We start from the raw sequence: 14,326 nt of genomic DNA, 5'->3' as shown, positions 1-14,326 counted from the left end.
AACGTGACTCGAGCAGAACGAAAAAGACAACACATCAATCATGCCTTGTCCACCGGCCAGAAGCGGGAAACAGGTCTTGATGATATTACGTTTGTTCACGTCAGTCTGCCCGATCTTGCATTAGAACAAGTAGATATTTCCACAAAAATCGGCGAACTTTCAAGCAGTTCGCCGATTTTTATCAATGCAATGACTGGCGGCGGCGGACAACTTACATATGAGATTAATAAATCGCTTGCGCGAGCGGCTTCTCAGGCTGGAATTCCCCTTGCTGTGGGATCGCAAATGTCAGCATTAAAAGATCCATCAGAGCGTCTTTCCTATGAAATTGTTCGAAAGGAAAACCCAAACGGGCTGATTTTTGCCAACCTGGGAAGCGAGGCAACGGCTGCTCAGGCAAAGGAAGCCGTTGAGATGATTGGAGCAAACGCACTGCAGATCCACCTCAATGTGATTCAGGAAATTGTGATGCCTGAAGGGGACAGAAGCTTTAGCGGCGCATTGAAACGCATTGAACAAATTTGCAGCCGGGTCAGTGTACCGGTCATTGTGAAAGAAGTCGGCTTCGGTATGAGCAAAGCATCAGCAGGAAAGCTGTATGAAGCTGGTGCTGCAGCTGTTGACATTGGCGGTTACGGGGGAACAAATTTCTCGAAAATCGAAAATCTCCGAAGACAGCGGCAAATCTCCTTTTTTAATTCGTGGGGCATTTCGACAGCTGCAAGTTTGGCGGAAATCCGCTCTGAGTTTCCTGCAAGCACCATGATCGCCTCTGGCGGTCTGCAAGATGCGCTTGACGTGGCAAAGGCAATTGCGCTGGGGGCCTCTTGCACCGGAATGGCAGGGCATTTTTTAAAAGCGCTGACTGACAGCGGTGAGGAAGGACTGCTTGAGGAGATTCAGCTGATCCTTGAGGAATTAAAGTTGATTATGACCGTGCTGGGTGCCAGAACAATTGCCGATTTACAAAAGGCGCCCCTTGTGATCAAAGGTGAAACCCATCATTGGCTCACAGAGAGAGGGGTCAATACATCAAGCTATAGTGTGCGATAAATGATAAAAGCCCAAAACCATATGTGGTTTGGGCTTTTTGTATTATGATTTTCGCTTTTTGAATCTTCCGTTTTGTTCAAGGCTTGTCGCTCCGTCATAGTGAATGGACTGGTCGCGATCTGATTCGACTCTGCCTGAAGCTTTGAGTTTTTTCTCTTGTCTGTCTTTTCCCATGATCATACTCCTTAATGTGAGATCGATTGTTTAAAAAATGTGCTTGAACTCCATACTGGGAATATGGAGGAAGTAAAATGGAACAATTTTATTACTATTGGTCAATGTGGTTTCTGTGGGTTCTGACAACATTTATTTTTGAAAAGACGAAAAGACGAATTGCCGTCTCTGTCTTTATTTTAACTAATATTATTCTAAGCATACATGACATCGCTTTATATTTTTCCCTGAATGCTGCATATTTGATGTTTTTCGTTTGCGGATGTGTCTATGCCGGGTATTTGGGAATGTATCGTTTTCGTTACATCATGGTCTATCTGACGCTTGTTGCCGCGTATGCGTTTGTTTATCTTTTTGCATTATATGACCCGGTTTGGTTCATCATAAAACCTGAGTGGGCTGCTGTTATATTAATAGTGCTTTTAACAGCTTCTGTTGAAAGGAATTTTGAGAAGCAGCTTGTCTTATTTGTCCTAGGGATGTGCCAAGGCGAACTGGTGTATTCATTTGTGATCCAGAAGTTGGCCGGGGCTATGGCTGTCGGCGGCTTTCAATGGCTGAATGCGTGTTCTGCGGGGATGATATTGCTGTTTGGCATATCTAAATACGAACACCTCGCAAGCCAGATTGGTCAGAAAAGCAAAAGATCAAACAAAGGAGCTACCAAAATGTCATGAGTGATTACATCTATCCGATTATTGCTGGGGTCATTGCCGGAATTGCGACAAGGCTTTATATGCTGAAAACGGATTACCGCCAGTATCCGACCTATGTTCATGGGAAAGTGATTCACATCGCACTGGGGTTGATAGCGGCTGGTTTAGGTGCAATTATTATGCCGGCGCTTTTGCAGGAGGAATTTACGGCCATCACATTTTTAACATTGGCAGCGACGCAATTTAGAGATGTCCGAAACATGGAGCGGAACACATTGACGCAAATGGATTCGTATGAACTTGTCTCAAGGGGAAGCACATATATTGAGGGGATTGCCATTGCGTTTGAAAGCAGAAATTATATTGTGATCTTTACAGCGCTTTTGACAACCTCTGCGTATGTGTTTTTATCCATCTGGGCTGCAGTCATAGCGGCTGTCGTTTGTTTTTTACTGGCCATGAAGTTTATGTCGGGCAGTGTGTTGAAGGATATTGTAGATATCGAGTACATAAAGCCGCGCTTTGACGGTCCGGGACTGTTTGTTGATAATATTTATATGATGAATATCGGGCTTCCAGAGAAACAGGAACTGATTTTAAAGCATGGCATGGGCTTTATTTTGACGCCGAAAAACTTTAATTCAGCAGCGACGATAGCAAATTTAGGGCAGCGTCAGGCCATTTTATTTGATGTTTCCAATGTGCTCGGGGTTTATCGGGATTCAGGAGAGCCATCTTTGACACCAATTGCAAAACGGGATTTAAATGATGGGAGAGTGGCAGTATTTGTTCTCCCGCAAATTCACCATCCCGAAACGGCTGTTCAAATTATTAGCAATGTTCCAACCCTGGAAAATGCGATTAGAATGCCGACTGAATTTATCAAGAATCAGGATAAGGTGATAGGATGAGTGAATCTCTTACGAAAGTGATTTTGTCTGTAATCACGACAAATCGAAATCGGGTTGCAGGGGGAGCACCTGTCTTTTTTTGCAATGACCAAAAGGAGATGGAGCTTTTCGCTAAAAATCTTGAGGCGATCCTTGATGGAATAGCTCACAGAATCGGAGATGACGTGTATTTGATCGTGAAACATTTTTAAGAATAGTTGTGATCCCAGTAAAAACTGATATAATAAATGAGTTAAGCCCTTCCTCTGAAGGGTTTCTTTTCATAAAAGTGAATGAAATGATTTTAATAACCGGTTGAAAATTTATGTAAAAATGAAAGCGGCTGGATTGAAAGGAAGGGTACTATGGGTAAACCTGTCGTAGCCATTGTCGGGAGACCAAATGTAGGAAAATCCACAATCTTTAACCGGATTGCGGGAGAAAGAATTTCAATAGTAGAAGATATCCCTGGCGTGACAAGGGATCGGATATACAGCTCGGCTGAATGGCTGAATTATGATTTTAATTTGATTGATACGGGCGGTATTGATATCGGTGATGAGCCGTTTTTAGCGCAGATTCGCCAGCAAGCTGAAATCGCCATGGATGAAGCGGACGTGATTATTTTTATGGTGAACGGCCGTGAAGGCGTGACAGCTGCTGATGAAGAAGTGGCGAAAATTTTGTACCGCACAAAAAAGCCTGTTGTTTTAGCGGTTAATAAACTGGATAACACAGAAATGAGAGCGAATATTTATGATTTTTATTCGCTAGGCTTTGGCGAGCCGTATCCAATTTCGGGAACACACGGACTCGGACTGGGTGATTTACTGGATGCCGTTGCAGAGCATTTTAAAAACATTCCTGAAACGAAATACAATGAAGAAGTTATTCAATTCTGTCTGATCGGACGTCCAAATGTCGGAAAGTCCTCACTTGTGAATGCGATGCTCGGCGAAGAACGCGTTATTGTCAGCAACGTGGCTGGAACGACAAGAGATGCTGTTGATACGTCATTTACTTACAACCAGCAGGAGTTTGTCATTGTCGATACTGCAGGTATGCGAAAAAAAGGGAAAGTCTATGAAACGACTGAGAAGTATAGTGTACTGCGGGCGCTGAAAGCGATTGACCGCTCAGAAGTCGTGGCGGTTGTGCTGGATGGCGAAGAAGGCATTATTGAACAGGATAAGCGCATCGCCGGCTATGCACACGAAGCGGGCAAGGCCGTCGTCATCGTCGTAAACAAATGGGATGCTGTTGACAAAGATGAGAGCACGATGAAAGAATTTGAAGAAAATATTCGCGATCATTTTCAATTTCTGGATTATGCGCCAATCCTATTTATGTCTGCCTTAACGAAAAAACGGATCCATACTCTGATGCCTGCGATTATCAAAGCTAGTGAAAATCATTCACTTCGAGTTCAAACAAACGTCTTAAATGATGTCATCATGGACGCTGTGGCAATGAATCCGACACCGACTCATAACGGTTCTCGTTTGAAAATTTACTATGCGACTCAAGTGTCGGTAAAGCCGCCAAGCTTCGTTGTGTTTGTAAACGATCCGGAATTGATGCATTTTTCATACGAACGGTTTTTAGAAAACCGAATCAGAGACGCGTTCGGTTTTGAGGGGACACCAATCAAAATATTTGCAAGAGCTAGAAAATAAAAAGGTGTGAATCAAACATGAAAAAAGTCACAATGCTTGGAGCAGGGAGTTGGGGAACAGCACTGGCTTTAGTTCTAACTGATAATGGAAATGAAGTGTGTGTGTGGGCTCACCGTGCAGATTTAATTCATCAAATTAATGAGTTGCATGAAAACAAAGATTATTTGCCGAATGTTAAGCTGTCTACATCCATTAAAGGAACAACAGATATGAAAGAGGCTGTTTCAGACGCGGATGTCATTATCGTTGCGGTCCCGACAAAAGCAATTCGGGAAGTGCTGAGACAGGCTGTCCCTTTTATTACGAAAAAGGCAGTCTTTGTTCATGTCAGCAAGGGTATTGAGCCAGATTCACTTCTGCGCATTTCTGAAATTATGGAAATTGAGATCCCGAGTGATGTCAGAAAAGATATCGTTGTCCTTTCCGGCCCGAGTCATGCGGAAGAAGTAGGGCTGCGGCACCCCACAACTGTTACTGCATCTTCAAAGAGCATGAGGGCAGCAGAAGAGGTGCAGGATCTATTTATTAATCACAATTTTCGGGTGTACACAAATCCTGATATTATCGGAGTTGAAATCGGAGGGGCTTTAAAGAATATTATTGCCCTTGCTGCAGGAATTACAGATGGTTTAGGGTACGGCGACAATGCCAAAGCTGCTTTGATTACACGCGGACTTGCCGAAATCGCGAGACTCGGAACGAAAATGGGCGGAAATCCCTTGACGTTCTCTGGATTGACAGGAGTAGGCGATCTGATTGTGACGTGCACAAGTGTTCATTCCAGAAACTGGCGTGCGGGCAATTTGCTCGGAAAAGGGTACAAGCTTGAAGATGTTCTTGAAGAGATGGGAATGGTAGTCGAAGGTGTCCGCACGACGAAAGCGGCTTATCAGCTTTCGAAGAAATATGATGTTAAAATGCCGATTACAGAAGCTCTCCATCAGGTCCTGTTCAACGGACAAAAAGTGGAAACCGCTGTTGAATCTTTAATGGCGAGAGGGAAAACCCACGAGATGGAGGATTTGGTAAATACGTTTGAAAATCAAGTGAAGTAAAAGTATCAATCGTATGGTGAAACGCATATCTTAATTGAACGAAAGCCCGAAAAACAGAAGAACACCCAAGTCTTGGGATCTCCTGAAACATTTTGCCGATTTAGGCAATAGAGGATGCATCTGTATGCCAAGTCGCATACTATAGCATCGAAGTCCAAGAGAGTGTTTCTTAAACGTGCAGGTGAATATAGTCAAGTTGACTGAAGCGAAGGTCCCCCTCTTTGCTTCAGTTTTTTTTTGTTCTATCAAAGGATGGAAAATCTGGTTGATCTTTTCCGGCGCTGTATATTAAAATATAATATAACGCTTACATCATACATATCGGGGAGGCGCACGTCATTGAATCTGGCATTGATGAAAATGTGGTTTGCTCTAGGGTCCATGGGTCTGATGTTTTTGGCTGTAGCTTCCATCTATTTAAGCCGCTTTAAGTGCCAAAACCGTTTTTTGAAGATTGCGATTTCATCATTCGCATACATGTGTATGCTCATATCTGGAATTATTGTGTTTGTCGTGGTTTTTAGCGGCCCTGTCAATGAATAAAGCTGTAAAAGGAAGTGCTGTATGGGTAAACTGAAGTGCGCAATCATTTTTGCGGCAGTTGTGTTTTTATCCGGATGTTTATATCCAAATGAACGGAAAAGCAGTGTGCATGCCATTCCTTATCAAGACCAGCTAAAGCAGGTTCAATCTGCTGTTGATGAATTTCAAAAGGCAAATGGAGGGCTGCTTCCTATTCAAACCAAAGATATGTCGACACCGCTATATCAAAAATATCCGATAGACTTTAACCGGTTAGCGCCAAGATACATAGCTGAACCTCCAAGTACGGCATTTGAAAGCGGGGGAGACTATCAATACGTGCTTGTTGACGTAGAGAACGATCCGACTGTTAAATTAATTGATCTAAAGATGGCAGAAAAAATTCGCGATGTGAAATTGCGCATCCAAATGTATCGTCAGGAGCATCAATATCCGCCTTACAAGGATGTGCTATCTCGTGATTTATTTACACTCGATGAGAAGAAGCTTGGGGATGGCAGCTCTCTTACAGTGACAAGCCCAATCTCAGGGAATTCCTTGCCGCTTATGATTGACGGAGACGGAGAAATATATGCCGATTACCGGACTGAGCTGGCTTCTTGCCTCAAAAAAAGCAAAAAAACGTTTAAACCCGGGACTGAAATCCAGGATATGATTTGGCATGAAACCCCCTTTGTCCCCGCGTTTTCTGTAAAATATACGGTAAATGACAAACAGGAACCTGTTTTTTTAGAAAATGATATGAAAAAGGAATGAACCTTTCTCCCTTGCATACAAATAGGGAGAAAGGTTTTTTTATATTAATAGATTGAGGATGAGAAATTTTCTAAAGATGTCATATTCAAATAGGACAACGTCATACACATATAGTGTCCTGTGTTTGATTGAAAGAGCTTAATAAAATTGAAAAGGATAGGAAGTCCGGGAGGGGATCACTTGGAAAAGGTCGATATTTTCAAGGATATCGCTGAACGAACAGGAGGCGATATATACTTAGGAGTCGTAGGTGCTGTCCGTACAGGAAAATCCACGTTCATTAAAAAATTTATGGAGCTTGTGGTGCTCCCGAATATCAGTAACGAAGCAGACCGGGCCCGAGCGCAGGATGAACTGCCGCAGAGCGCAGCCGGCAAAACCATTATGACTACAGAGCCTAAATTTGTTCCGAATCAGGCGATGTCTGTTCATGTGTCAGACGGACTCGATGTGAATATAAGATTAGTAGATTGTGTAGGTTACACAGTGCCCGGCGCTAAAGGATATGAAGATGAAAACGGGCCGCGGATGATCAATACGCCTTGGTACGAAGAACCGATCCCATTTCATGAGGCTGCTGAAATCGGCACACGAAAAGTCATTCAAGAACACTCGACCATCGGAGTTGTCATTACGACAGACGGCACCATTGGAGATATCGCCAGAAGTGACTATATAGAGGCTGAAGAAAGAGTCATTGAAGAGCTGAAAGAGGTTGGCAAACCTTTTATTATGGTCATCAACTCAGTCAGGCCGTATCACCCGGAAACGGAAGCAATGCGCCAGGATTTAAGCGAAAAATATGATATCCCGGTATTGGCAATGAGTGTAGAGAGCATGCGGGAATCAGATGTGCTGAGTGTGCTCAGAGAGGCCCTCTACGAGTTTCCGGTGCTAGAAGTGAATGTCAATCTCCCAAGCTGGGTAATGGTGCTGAAAGAAAACCATTGGCTGCGTGAAAGCTATCAGGAGTCCGTGAAGGAAACGGTTAAGGATATTAAACGGCTCCGGGACGTAGACAGGGTTGTCGGCCAATTCAGCGAGTTTGAATTCATTGAAAGTGCCGGATTAGCCGGAATTGAGCTGGGCCAAGGGGTGGCAGAAATTGATTTGTACGCGCCTGATCATCTATATGATCAAATCCTAAAAGAAGTTGTGGGCGTCGAAATCAGAGGAAGAGACCATCTGCTTGAGCTCATGCAAGACTTCGCCCATGCGAAAACAGAATATGATCAAGTGTCTGATGCCTTAAAAATGGTCAAACAGACGGGATACGGCATTGCAGCGCCTGCTTTAGCTGATATGAGTCTCGATGAGCCGGAAATTATAAGGCAGGGCTCGCGATTCGGTGTGAGGCTGAAAGCTGTCGCTCCGTCGATCCATATGATCAAAGTCGATGTCGAAAGCGAATTCGCCCCGATTATCGGAACGGAAAAACAAAGTGAAGAGCTTGTACGCTATTTAATGCAGGACTTTGAGGATGATCCGCTCTCCATCTGGAATTCCGATATCTTCGGAAGGTCGCTGAGCTCAATTGTGAGAGAAGGGATTCAAGCAAAGCTGTCATTAATGCCTGAAAACGCACGGTATAAATTAAAAGAAACATTAGAAAGAATCATAAACGAAGGCTCTGGCGGCTTAATCGCCATCATCCTGTAATACCGGTAGACCTCTTTATAGAATGGGAGGTCTTTTTTCTTTGCTCTTAATAATGGAAAAGGATCAAGGAATAGGATGAAAAAAGGAAAAAAAGGAATATTCGTTCGGTAAATCACCTTAAATCCTTGACGAGCAAGGGATTGACGCTTTAAAATGCTTGATATGGCTTTTTATATGTGTTACTCTACATACAGAAATTCTTCACTTTGTTGGACAAACATTCCTCAGAGTGCAGTTTTTCTTAAAAAGCCGTTTAATTGTCTTTCTCTTACTTGCTCTCATTTTTTTCTGAGACAGGTTTAGAATCAGACTGAACTGTGAAGAAATGATAATAAACGAACTGAATGTATCCTTTTGGGAGGAGGTGAAAGGCATGAACAAAACAGAACTTATCAATGCGGTTGCAGAAGCAAGCGAATTGTCTAAAAAAGACGCTACAAAAGCAGTTGACTCTGTTTTTGATACGATCTTAGATGCACTTAAAAACGGTGATAAAATCCAACTGATCGGTTTTGGTAACTTCGAGGTGCGTGAACGTTCTGCACGTAAAGGGCGCAACCCTCAAACAGGTGAAGAAATCGAAATTCCAGCAAGCAAAGTACCTGCTTTCAAACCAGGTAAAGCGCTTAAAGACGCAGTTGCCGGAAAATAATTGTGAATATAGATCGTGTATGCATCTAGCTTACATACACTTTATTTCTTCACAGAAAAGCCCCTTTCTAAGGGGCTTTTCATATTTCAAGAGCATGGGCTTCCTGACAGGGCATTCACTTTGCTTTTAGCGGGGCATATGTGCTAGAATCGAAATTAAATGTATTCATTGGTGGAGGACATAGAACATGAAAGAAGTTAATAAAGAGCAAATCGAACAAGCTGTTCGTCAAATTTTAGAAGCGATCGGAGAAGACCCGAATAGAGAAGGGCTTCTTGATACTCCGAAAAGAGTCGCAAAGATGTATGCCGAAGTATTCTCCGGCTTGAATGAAGATCCAAAAGAACATTTCCAGACTATCTTCGGTGAAAACCATGAGGAGCTTGTTCTTGTAAAAGATATCGCGTTTCATTCTATGTGTGAGCATCACCTTGTTCCCTTTTATGGAAAAGCACATGTTGCATATATCCCGCGAGGCGGAAAGGTCACAGGACTCAGCAAACTGGCACGTGCCGTTGAAGCCGTTGCAAAGCGCCCGCAGCTTCAGGAACGCATCACTTCTACAATTGCAGAAAGCATCGTAGATACGCTTGATCCGCATGGCGTAATGGTAGTGGTTGAAGCGGAACACATGTGCATGACGATGCGCGGTGTAAGAAAACCGGGTGCGAAAACTGTGACTTCAGCAGTCAGAGGCGTTTTTAAAGATGATGCCGCTGCCCGTGCAGAAGTATTGGAACATATTAAACGCCAGGACTAATAAAGATAGAGGGTGCTATAAATGAATCAAAAGCATTCAAGTGATTTTGTCGTCATTAAAGCCGTTGAGGACGGAGTGAATGTGATCGGCCTGACAAGAGGAACAGACACAAAGTTTCACCATTCCGAAAAACTCGACAAGGGAGAAGTGATCATCGCTCAGTTTACAGAGCATACTTCTGCCATTAAAGTCAGAGGAGAGGCACTGATTCAAACCGCGTACGGAGAAATGAAAAGCGAAAAAAAATAAGCTGGCTGTCCCCGCTGTTAAAAGCAAATGCTCGCAAACAGCGGGAGGATACAGCCAATTTCTTTTTTTTATGCTATAATGATACCTGCGTAAGCGAATGAAAAGATAAAACTCATACATAGATTAAGAAATAAATGTGAATTTGGGGACAAGGGTGATATTTTTGCAAGACATCTACGGAACTTTAGCCAATCTGAACACGAAATTAAAACAAAAGCTGTCTCATCCTTATTTAGCGAAGCATATTTCTGCGCCGAAAATTGATGAGGATAAGCTTCTTCTTTTTCATGCTTTATTTGAAGAAGCTGACATAAAAAACAACGACAGAGAAAATTATATTGTAACAGCGATGCTTGTACAAAGCGCCCTTGATACCCATGATGAAGTGACGACAGCTAGAGTCATAAAACGAGACGAAAACAAAAACCGCCAATTGACTGTTCTCGCGGGCGATTATTTCAGCGGGCTGTACTACTCTTTACTATCTGAAATGAAGGATATCTACATGATTCGGACGCTTGCTACAGCCATTAAAGAAATCAACGAACATAAAATTCGTCTGTATGACCGTTCTTTCAAGGACGAAAACGATTTTTTCGAAAGTGTCGGCATCGTTGAATCAGCTTTATTCCATCGTGTGGCGGAACACTTCAACCTCCCGCGCTGGAAAAAGCTGTCGAGTGATTTTTTTGTATTTAAGCGGCTTATGAACGGAAATGATGCATTTCTGGATGTGATCGGCAGTTTTATACAGCTGGGAAAAACAAAAGAAGAGATATTAGAAGATTGTTTTAAAAAAGCGAAAAACAGCATTGAGTCACTTCTGCCTCTAAATTCACCTATTCAGAACATTTTAATAAACCGTCTGAAGACAATCAGCCAAGATCAAACCTATCATCAGAAAGTGGAAGAAGGGTAAACCATTATGCAGGACTCAAAAGAACAGCGCGTACACGGAGTATTTGAAAAAATATATAAAAATTATGACCAAATGAACTCTGTCATCAGTTTTCAGCAGCATAAAAAATGGCGCGACAAAACGATGCGCATCATGAATGTAAAAGAAGGCGCAAAAGCACTTGATGTCTGCTGCGGAACGGCTGACTGGACGATCGCTCTTGCAAAAGCGGCAGGCAAAAGCGGCGAGATCAAGGGCTTGGATTTCAGTGAAAATATGCTGAGTGTCGGCGAGCAGAAAGTAAAAGACGGCGGATTCAGCCAAATTGAACTGCTGCACGGAAATGCGATGGAGCTTCCTTTTGATGATGATACATTTGATTATGTCACCATTGGCTTCGGACTCCGCAATGTCCCTGATTACTTGACTGTACTGAAAGAGATGAGACGTGTAGTGAAGCCGGGTGGGCAGGTGGTATGTCTGGAAACGTCCCAGCCGGAAATGTTCGGATTCAGACAGGCTTACTTTATGTACTTTAAGTATATTATGCCGTTTTTCGGGAAACTGTTTGCGAAGAGCTATAAAGAATATTCTTGGCTTCAAGAATCAGCCAGAGATTTCCCTGGAATGAAGGAACTGGCAGGCCTGTTTGAAGAGGCGGGCCTGAAAAATGTTAAATATCATTCGTTTACTGGCGGAGTCGCTGCCACGCATATCGGATGGAAATGAAAACACAGATGTTTGGGTGAATGATATGAAATTTAAAATGGCCTACTCTTTTTTAAATGACGATATTGATGTAATCGAAAGAGAACTTGAACAAACCGTACGTTCCGATTACCCGCTTTTAAGCGAGGCAGGTCTTCACCTGCTGCAGGCCGGAGGGAAACGTATTCGGCCTGTTTTCGTGCTGCTTTCTGGCATGTTTGGCGATTACGATATTAATAAGATTAAATATGTCGCCGTCACTCTGGAAATGATTCACATGGCATCTTTGGTTCATGATGATGTCATTGATGATGCAGAGCTTCGCCGAGGAAAACCGACAATCAAAGCAAAGTGGGACAATCGTATTGCGATGTACACAGGCGATTATATGCTTGCGGGATCTCTTGAAATGATGACGAGAATTAACGAACCGAAAGCCCATAGGATTTTGTCACAGACGATCGTTGAAGTTTGTCTAGGAGAAATTGAGCAGATCAAAGACAAATACAACATGGAACAAAATCTCAGAACGTATCTCCGGCGTATCAAAAGAAAAACGGCTCTCTTGATCGCGGTCAGCTGCCAGCTTGGTGCTATTGCGTCGGGAGCTGATGAGAAGATTCATAAGGCATTGTACTGGTTTGGGTATTACGTCGGCATGTCTTATCAGATTATTGATGATATTCTTGATTTTACTTCAACTGAAGAAGAGCTGGGTAAACCCGTTGGAGGAGATTTGCTTCAAGGAAACGTCACATTGCCAGTGCTGTATGCCCTGAAAAATCCTGCATTAAAAAACCAGCTTAAATTGATTAACAGTGAGACAACGCAGGAACAGCTTGAACCAATCATTGAAGAAATCAAAAAAACAGATGCAATTGAAGCATCTATGGCAGTAAGCGAAATGTATCTGCAGAAAGCTTTTCAGAAATTAAACACGCTTCCTCGAGGGCGCGCACGCTCGTCTCTTGCAGCCATCGCAAAATATATCGGTAAAAGAAAATTTTAATTTTTGTAGATATTAAGAAATTTCTCCGCCCCGGATTGATTAATTATCAGAAAGATGTTACGATTTCGGTGTGCAGTGTGAAAGCCTATACATACATAATGATGGGGTGGAGAATATGATGGAAAAGACTTTTATCATGGTGAAACCAGACGGTGTCCAACGTCAGCTCATTGGGGACATTTTATCTAGATTCGAACGTAAGGGCTTACAATTAGCTGGCGCCAAGTTAATGAGAGTGACTGAACAAATGGCTGAGAAACACTACGCCGAACATCAAGGTAAGCCTTTCTTCGGAGAGCTCGTTGAGTTTATTACTTCAGGACCTGTATTCGCAATGGTGTGGGAAGGCGAAAATGTCATTGAAGTGACGAGACAGCTGATCGGGAAGACAAACCCTAAAGAAGCTTTACCTGGTACGATTCGTGGGGATTATGGCATGTTTGTCGGAAAAAACATCATCCACGGCTCTGATTCTCTCGAAAGTGCAGAACGCGAGATTAACATTTTCTTTAAGAATGAAGAATTAGTATCATATCAGCAGCTTATGGCAGGCTGGATCTATTAATCATTGTGAAAATAAGCAACAGAGCCGGCAACATATAACGCCGCCGGTTTTTGTTCTGTTTTGTAAAGGTTTACATTAAAGTGAATAAAGGGTTGAATGGCAGTGTGCATCAGACCTCTGCCTTTCCCAACGATCTAAAATCAGCTGAAAAGCTGATTTTTTTATTGAAACAATACAATTTCCTGATAAAACAAGCTATACTAGGACAAAAAGACAGCGAGACTGGGAGAGTAGAGATGGATACATACAGCGTATTTACAACGAAATGGAAACAATTAACCGGAGTCGATTTAACACTATATAAAGAAGCACAAATGAAGAGAAGGCTAACGTCACTTTATGAGAAAAAGGGGTTCCAAAGCTTTAAGGACTTTGCTGCGGCATTGGAAAAGGATCAAGCTCTCTTAAATGAAACATTGGACAGAATGACGATCAATGTTTCAGAATTTTATCGTAATTATAAAAGATGGGAAGTTCTTGAGACTGCAATTCTGCCGTTAATCAAGACCTCTAGGCCTTTAAAAATTTGGAGTGCCGCCTGCTCAACGGGGGAGGAGCCATACACGCTTGCCATGCTTTTGGACCAGCAAAAAGGTCTTCCGGGCTATCAGATTTTAGCGACGGATATTGATGAAAAAGCATTGGAAAAAGCGAAAAAAGGCGTTTATCAGGAGCGGTCTTTACAGGAAGTGCCGCTATCTGTGAAAGATCGTTATTTTACGCAAAACGCAAATAGAAGTTATGAAGTGAAAACGGAAATCAAAAAGAATATTACATTCAAAAAGCACAATTTGCTGGCGGATCGTTATGAACAAGACTTTGACTTAATCGTGTGCCGCAATGTATTTATTTATTTTACAGAAAGCGCGAAGGAAGAGCTGTATTTAAAAATGGCACATAGCTTGAAGAAGAATGGAGTTCTTTTTGTCGGCAGCACCGAGCAAATCTTCAATCCCGAGAAATTTGGCCTAGTCCCAGCCGATACATTCTTTTATCAAAAAAGATAGACTGACTTTTTGCTGA

18 protein-coding genes are annotated in these 14,326 nt (G+C 42.6%); 17 read left to right on the top strand and 1 reads right to left on the bottom strand.

Going from position 1 to position 14,326, the window contains the following annotated elements:
• The first annotated feature begins 3 nt into the window (after positions 1–3).
• A complete protein-coding gene (gene fni, locus MKY50_RS11665; RefSeq protein ID WP_341116707.1) occupies positions 4–1,053 on the top strand; it encodes a type 2 isopentenyl-diphosphate Delta-isomerase in 1,050 nt (349 codons plus the stop codon).
• Between the two features lie 42 nt (positions 1,054–1,095).
• On the opposite strand, the gene MKY50_RS11660 is transcribed toward fni, so the two are convergent.
• Complete coding sequence (locus tag MKY50_RS11660; RefSeq protein ID WP_003225499.1) at positions 1,096–1,227, bottom strand: YpzI family protein; 132 nt, start codon at positions 1,225–1,227, stop codon at positions 1,096–1,098.
• Between the two features lie 77 nt (positions 1,228–1,304).
• Between MKY50_RS11660 and MKY50_RS11655 the strand changes: the two genes are divergently transcribed.
• The 16 genes from MKY50_RS11655 to cheR all read left to right on the top strand — a co-directional run bounded on the left by MKY50_RS11655 (position 1,305) and on the right by cheR (position 14,310).
• Positions 1,305–1,904 (top strand): YphA family membrane protein, encoded by a 600-nt coding sequence (locus tag MKY50_RS11655; RefSeq protein ID WP_003230560.1) that lies wholly within the window; start codon positions 1,305–1,307, stop codon positions 1,902–1,904.
• Positions 1,901–2,794 carry a YIEGIA family protein gene (locus tag MKY50_RS11650; RefSeq protein WP_003230562.1) on the top strand — a complete coding sequence of 298 codons (894 nt, stop codon included), beginning with the start codon at positions 1,901–1,903 and terminating at the stop codon, positions 2,792–2,794. The genes MKY50_RS11655 and MKY50_RS11650 overlap by 4 nt, the downstream gene beginning before the upstream one ends.
• Entirely contained in the window at positions 2,791–2,985 is a 195-nt protein-coding gene (locus MKY50_RS11645) for a capping complex subunit for YIEGIA (RefSeq protein ID WP_003230563.1), read from the top strand. Before MKY50_RS11650 ends, MKY50_RS11645 begins: the two co-directional genes overlap by 4 nt.
• A 153-nt stretch (positions 2,986–3,138) precedes the next feature.
• Positions 3,139–4,449, top strand: coding sequence for a ribosome biogenesis GTPase Der (gene der / locus MKY50_RS11640; RefSeq protein ID WP_341116706.1), 1,311 nt, complete (start codon positions 3,139–3,141; stop codon positions 4,447–4,449).
• Positions 4,450–4,466: 17 nt separating this feature from the next.
• Positions 4,467–5,504 carry an NAD(P)H-dependent glycerol-3-phosphate dehydrogenase gene (locus tag MKY50_RS11635; protein ID WP_015714177.1) on the top strand — a complete coding sequence of 346 codons (1,038 nt, stop codon included), beginning with the start codon at positions 4,467–4,469 and terminating at the stop codon, positions 5,502–5,504.
• A 339-nt stretch (positions 5,505–5,843) separates the two neighbouring features.
• Entirely contained in the window at positions 5,844–6,047 is a 204-nt protein-coding gene (locus MKY50_RS11630) for a DUF2768 domain-containing protein (RefSeq protein WP_004399143.1), read from the top strand.
• Positions 6,048–6,068: 21 nt separating this feature from the next.
• Positions 6,069–6,803 (top strand): hypothetical protein, encoded by a 735-nt coding sequence (locus MKY50_RS11625; RefSeq protein WP_003230571.1) that lies wholly within the window; start codon positions 6,069–6,071, stop codon positions 6,801–6,803.
• A 180-nt stretch (positions 6,804–6,983) separates the two neighbouring features.
• Positions 6,984–8,462: a stage IV sporulation protein A gene (gene spoIVA / locus MKY50_RS11620; RefSeq protein WP_003230572.1), complete on the top strand. Its 1,479-nt coding sequence runs from the start codon at positions 6,984–6,986 to the stop codon at positions 8,460–8,462.
• 373 nt (positions 8,463–8,835) lie between these two features.
• A complete protein-coding gene (hbs, locus tag MKY50_RS11615; protein WP_003153447.1) occupies positions 8,836–9,114 on the top strand; it encodes a non-specific DNA-binding protein Hbs in 279 nt (92 codons plus the stop codon).
• A gap of 187 nt (positions 9,115–9,301) precedes the next feature.
• On the top strand, positions 9,302–9,874 hold the full coding sequence (folE, locus tag MKY50_RS11610; RefSeq protein ID WP_173614163.1) for a GTP cyclohydrolase I FolE: 573 nt from the start codon (positions 9,302–9,304) through the stop codon (positions 9,872–9,874).
• 21 nt (positions 9,875–9,895) lie between these two features.
• On the top strand, positions 9,896–10,123 hold the full coding sequence (mtrB, locus tag MKY50_RS11605; RefSeq protein ID WP_003230576.1) for a trp RNA-binding attenuation protein MtrB: 228 nt from the start codon (positions 9,896–9,898) through the stop codon (positions 10,121–10,123).
• A gap of 163 nt (positions 10,124–10,286) precedes the next feature.
• Positions 10,287–11,042 (top strand): heptaprenyl diphosphate synthase component 1, encoded by a 756-nt coding sequence (gene hepS / locus MKY50_RS11600; RefSeq protein WP_004398550.1) that lies wholly within the window; start codon positions 10,287–10,289, stop codon positions 11,040–11,042.
• A 6-nt stretch (positions 11,043–11,048) separates the two neighbouring features.
• The gene (gene menG, locus MKY50_RS11595) at positions 11,049–11,750 is read left to right on the top strand and encodes a demethylmenaquinone methyltransferase (RefSeq protein ID WP_003230580.1); all 702 of its coding nucleotides are present in this window, start codon (positions 11,049–11,051) and stop codon (positions 11,748–11,750) included.
• Between the two features lie 25 nt (positions 11,751–11,775).
• On the top strand, positions 11,776–12,738 hold the full coding sequence (hepT, locus tag MKY50_RS11590) for a heptaprenyl diphosphate synthase component II (RefSeq protein ID WP_003246013.1): 963 nt from the start codon (positions 11,776–11,778) through the stop codon (positions 12,736–12,738).
• A 115-nt stretch (positions 12,739–12,853) separates the two neighbouring features.
• Entirely contained in the window at positions 12,854–13,303 is a 450-nt protein-coding gene (ndk, locus tag MKY50_RS11585; RefSeq protein ID WP_010886554.1) for a nucleoside-diphosphate kinase, read from the top strand.
• 236 nt (positions 13,304–13,539) lie between these two features.
• Positions 13,540–14,310, top strand: coding sequence for a protein-glutamate O-methyltransferase CheR (gene cheR, locus MKY50_RS11580; RefSeq protein WP_003230589.1), 771 nt, complete (start codon positions 13,540–13,542; stop codon positions 14,308–14,310).
• Positions 14,311–14,326 lie beyond the last annotated feature (16 nt).

The organism is Bacillus sp. FSL R7-0685, assembly GCF_038002425.1.
In the GTDB taxonomy this organism is placed as follows: Bacteria; Bacillota; Bacilli; order Bacillales; family Bacillaceae; genus Bacillus; species Bacillus subtilis.
Note: the sequence above shows the minus strand (reverse complement) of the source record. Positions and strands in the feature narration are given on the sequence as shown.

Excerpts from the sequence above, each read along its gene's own strand:
- MKY50_RS11660 (WP_003225499.1), bottom strand. The coding sequence starts at position 1,227 with ATGGGAAAAGACAGACAAGAGAAAAAACTCAAAGCTTCAGGCAGAGTC.
- MKY50_RS11655 (WP_003230560.1), top strand. The coding sequence starts at position 1,305 with ATGGAACAATTTTATTACTATTGGTCAATGTGGTTTCTGTGGGTTCTG.
- MKY50_RS11650 (WP_003230562.1), top strand. The coding sequence starts at position 1,901 with ATGAGTGATTACATCTATCCGATTATTGCTGGGGTCATTGCCGGAATT.
- MKY50_RS11645 (WP_003230563.1), top strand. The coding sequence starts at position 2,791 with ATGAGTGAATCTCTTACGAAAGTGATTTTGTCTGTAATCACGACAAAT.
- der (WP_341116706.1), top strand. The coding sequence starts at position 3,139 with ATGGGTAAACCTGTCGTAGCCATTGTCGGGAGACCAAATGTAGGAAAA.
- MKY50_RS11635 (WP_015714177.1), top strand. The coding sequence starts at position 4,467 with ATGAAAAAAGTCACAATGCTTGGAGCAGGGAGTTGGGGAACAGCACTG.
- MKY50_RS11625 (WP_003230571.1), top strand. The coding sequence starts at position 6,069 with ATGGGTAAACTGAAGTGCGCAATCATTTTTGCGGCAGTTGTGTTTTTA.
- hbs (WP_003153447.1), top strand. The coding sequence starts at position 8,836 with ATGAACAAAACAGAACTTATCAATGCGGTTGCAGAAGCAAGCGAATTG.
- folE (WP_173614163.1), top strand. The coding sequence starts at position 9,302 with ATGAAAGAAGTTAATAAAGAGCAAATCGAACAAGCTGTTCGTCAAATT.
- mtrB (WP_003230576.1), top strand. The coding sequence starts at position 9,896 with ATGAATCAAAAGCATTCAAGTGATTTTGTCGTCATTAAAGCCGTTGAG.
- menG (WP_003230580.1), top strand. The coding sequence starts at position 11,049 with ATGCAGGACTCAAAAGAACAGCGCGTACACGGAGTATTTGAAAAAATA.
- hepT (WP_003246013.1), top strand. The coding sequence starts at position 11,776 with ATGAAATTTAAAATGGCCTACTCTTTTTTAAATGACGATATTGATGTA.
- ndk (WP_010886554.1), top strand. The coding sequence starts at position 12,854 with ATGATGGAAAAGACTTTTATCATGGTGAAACCAGACGGTGTCCAACGT.
- cheR (WP_003230589.1), top strand. The coding sequence starts at position 13,540 with ATGGATACATACAGCGTATTTACAACGAAATGGAAACAATTAACCGGA.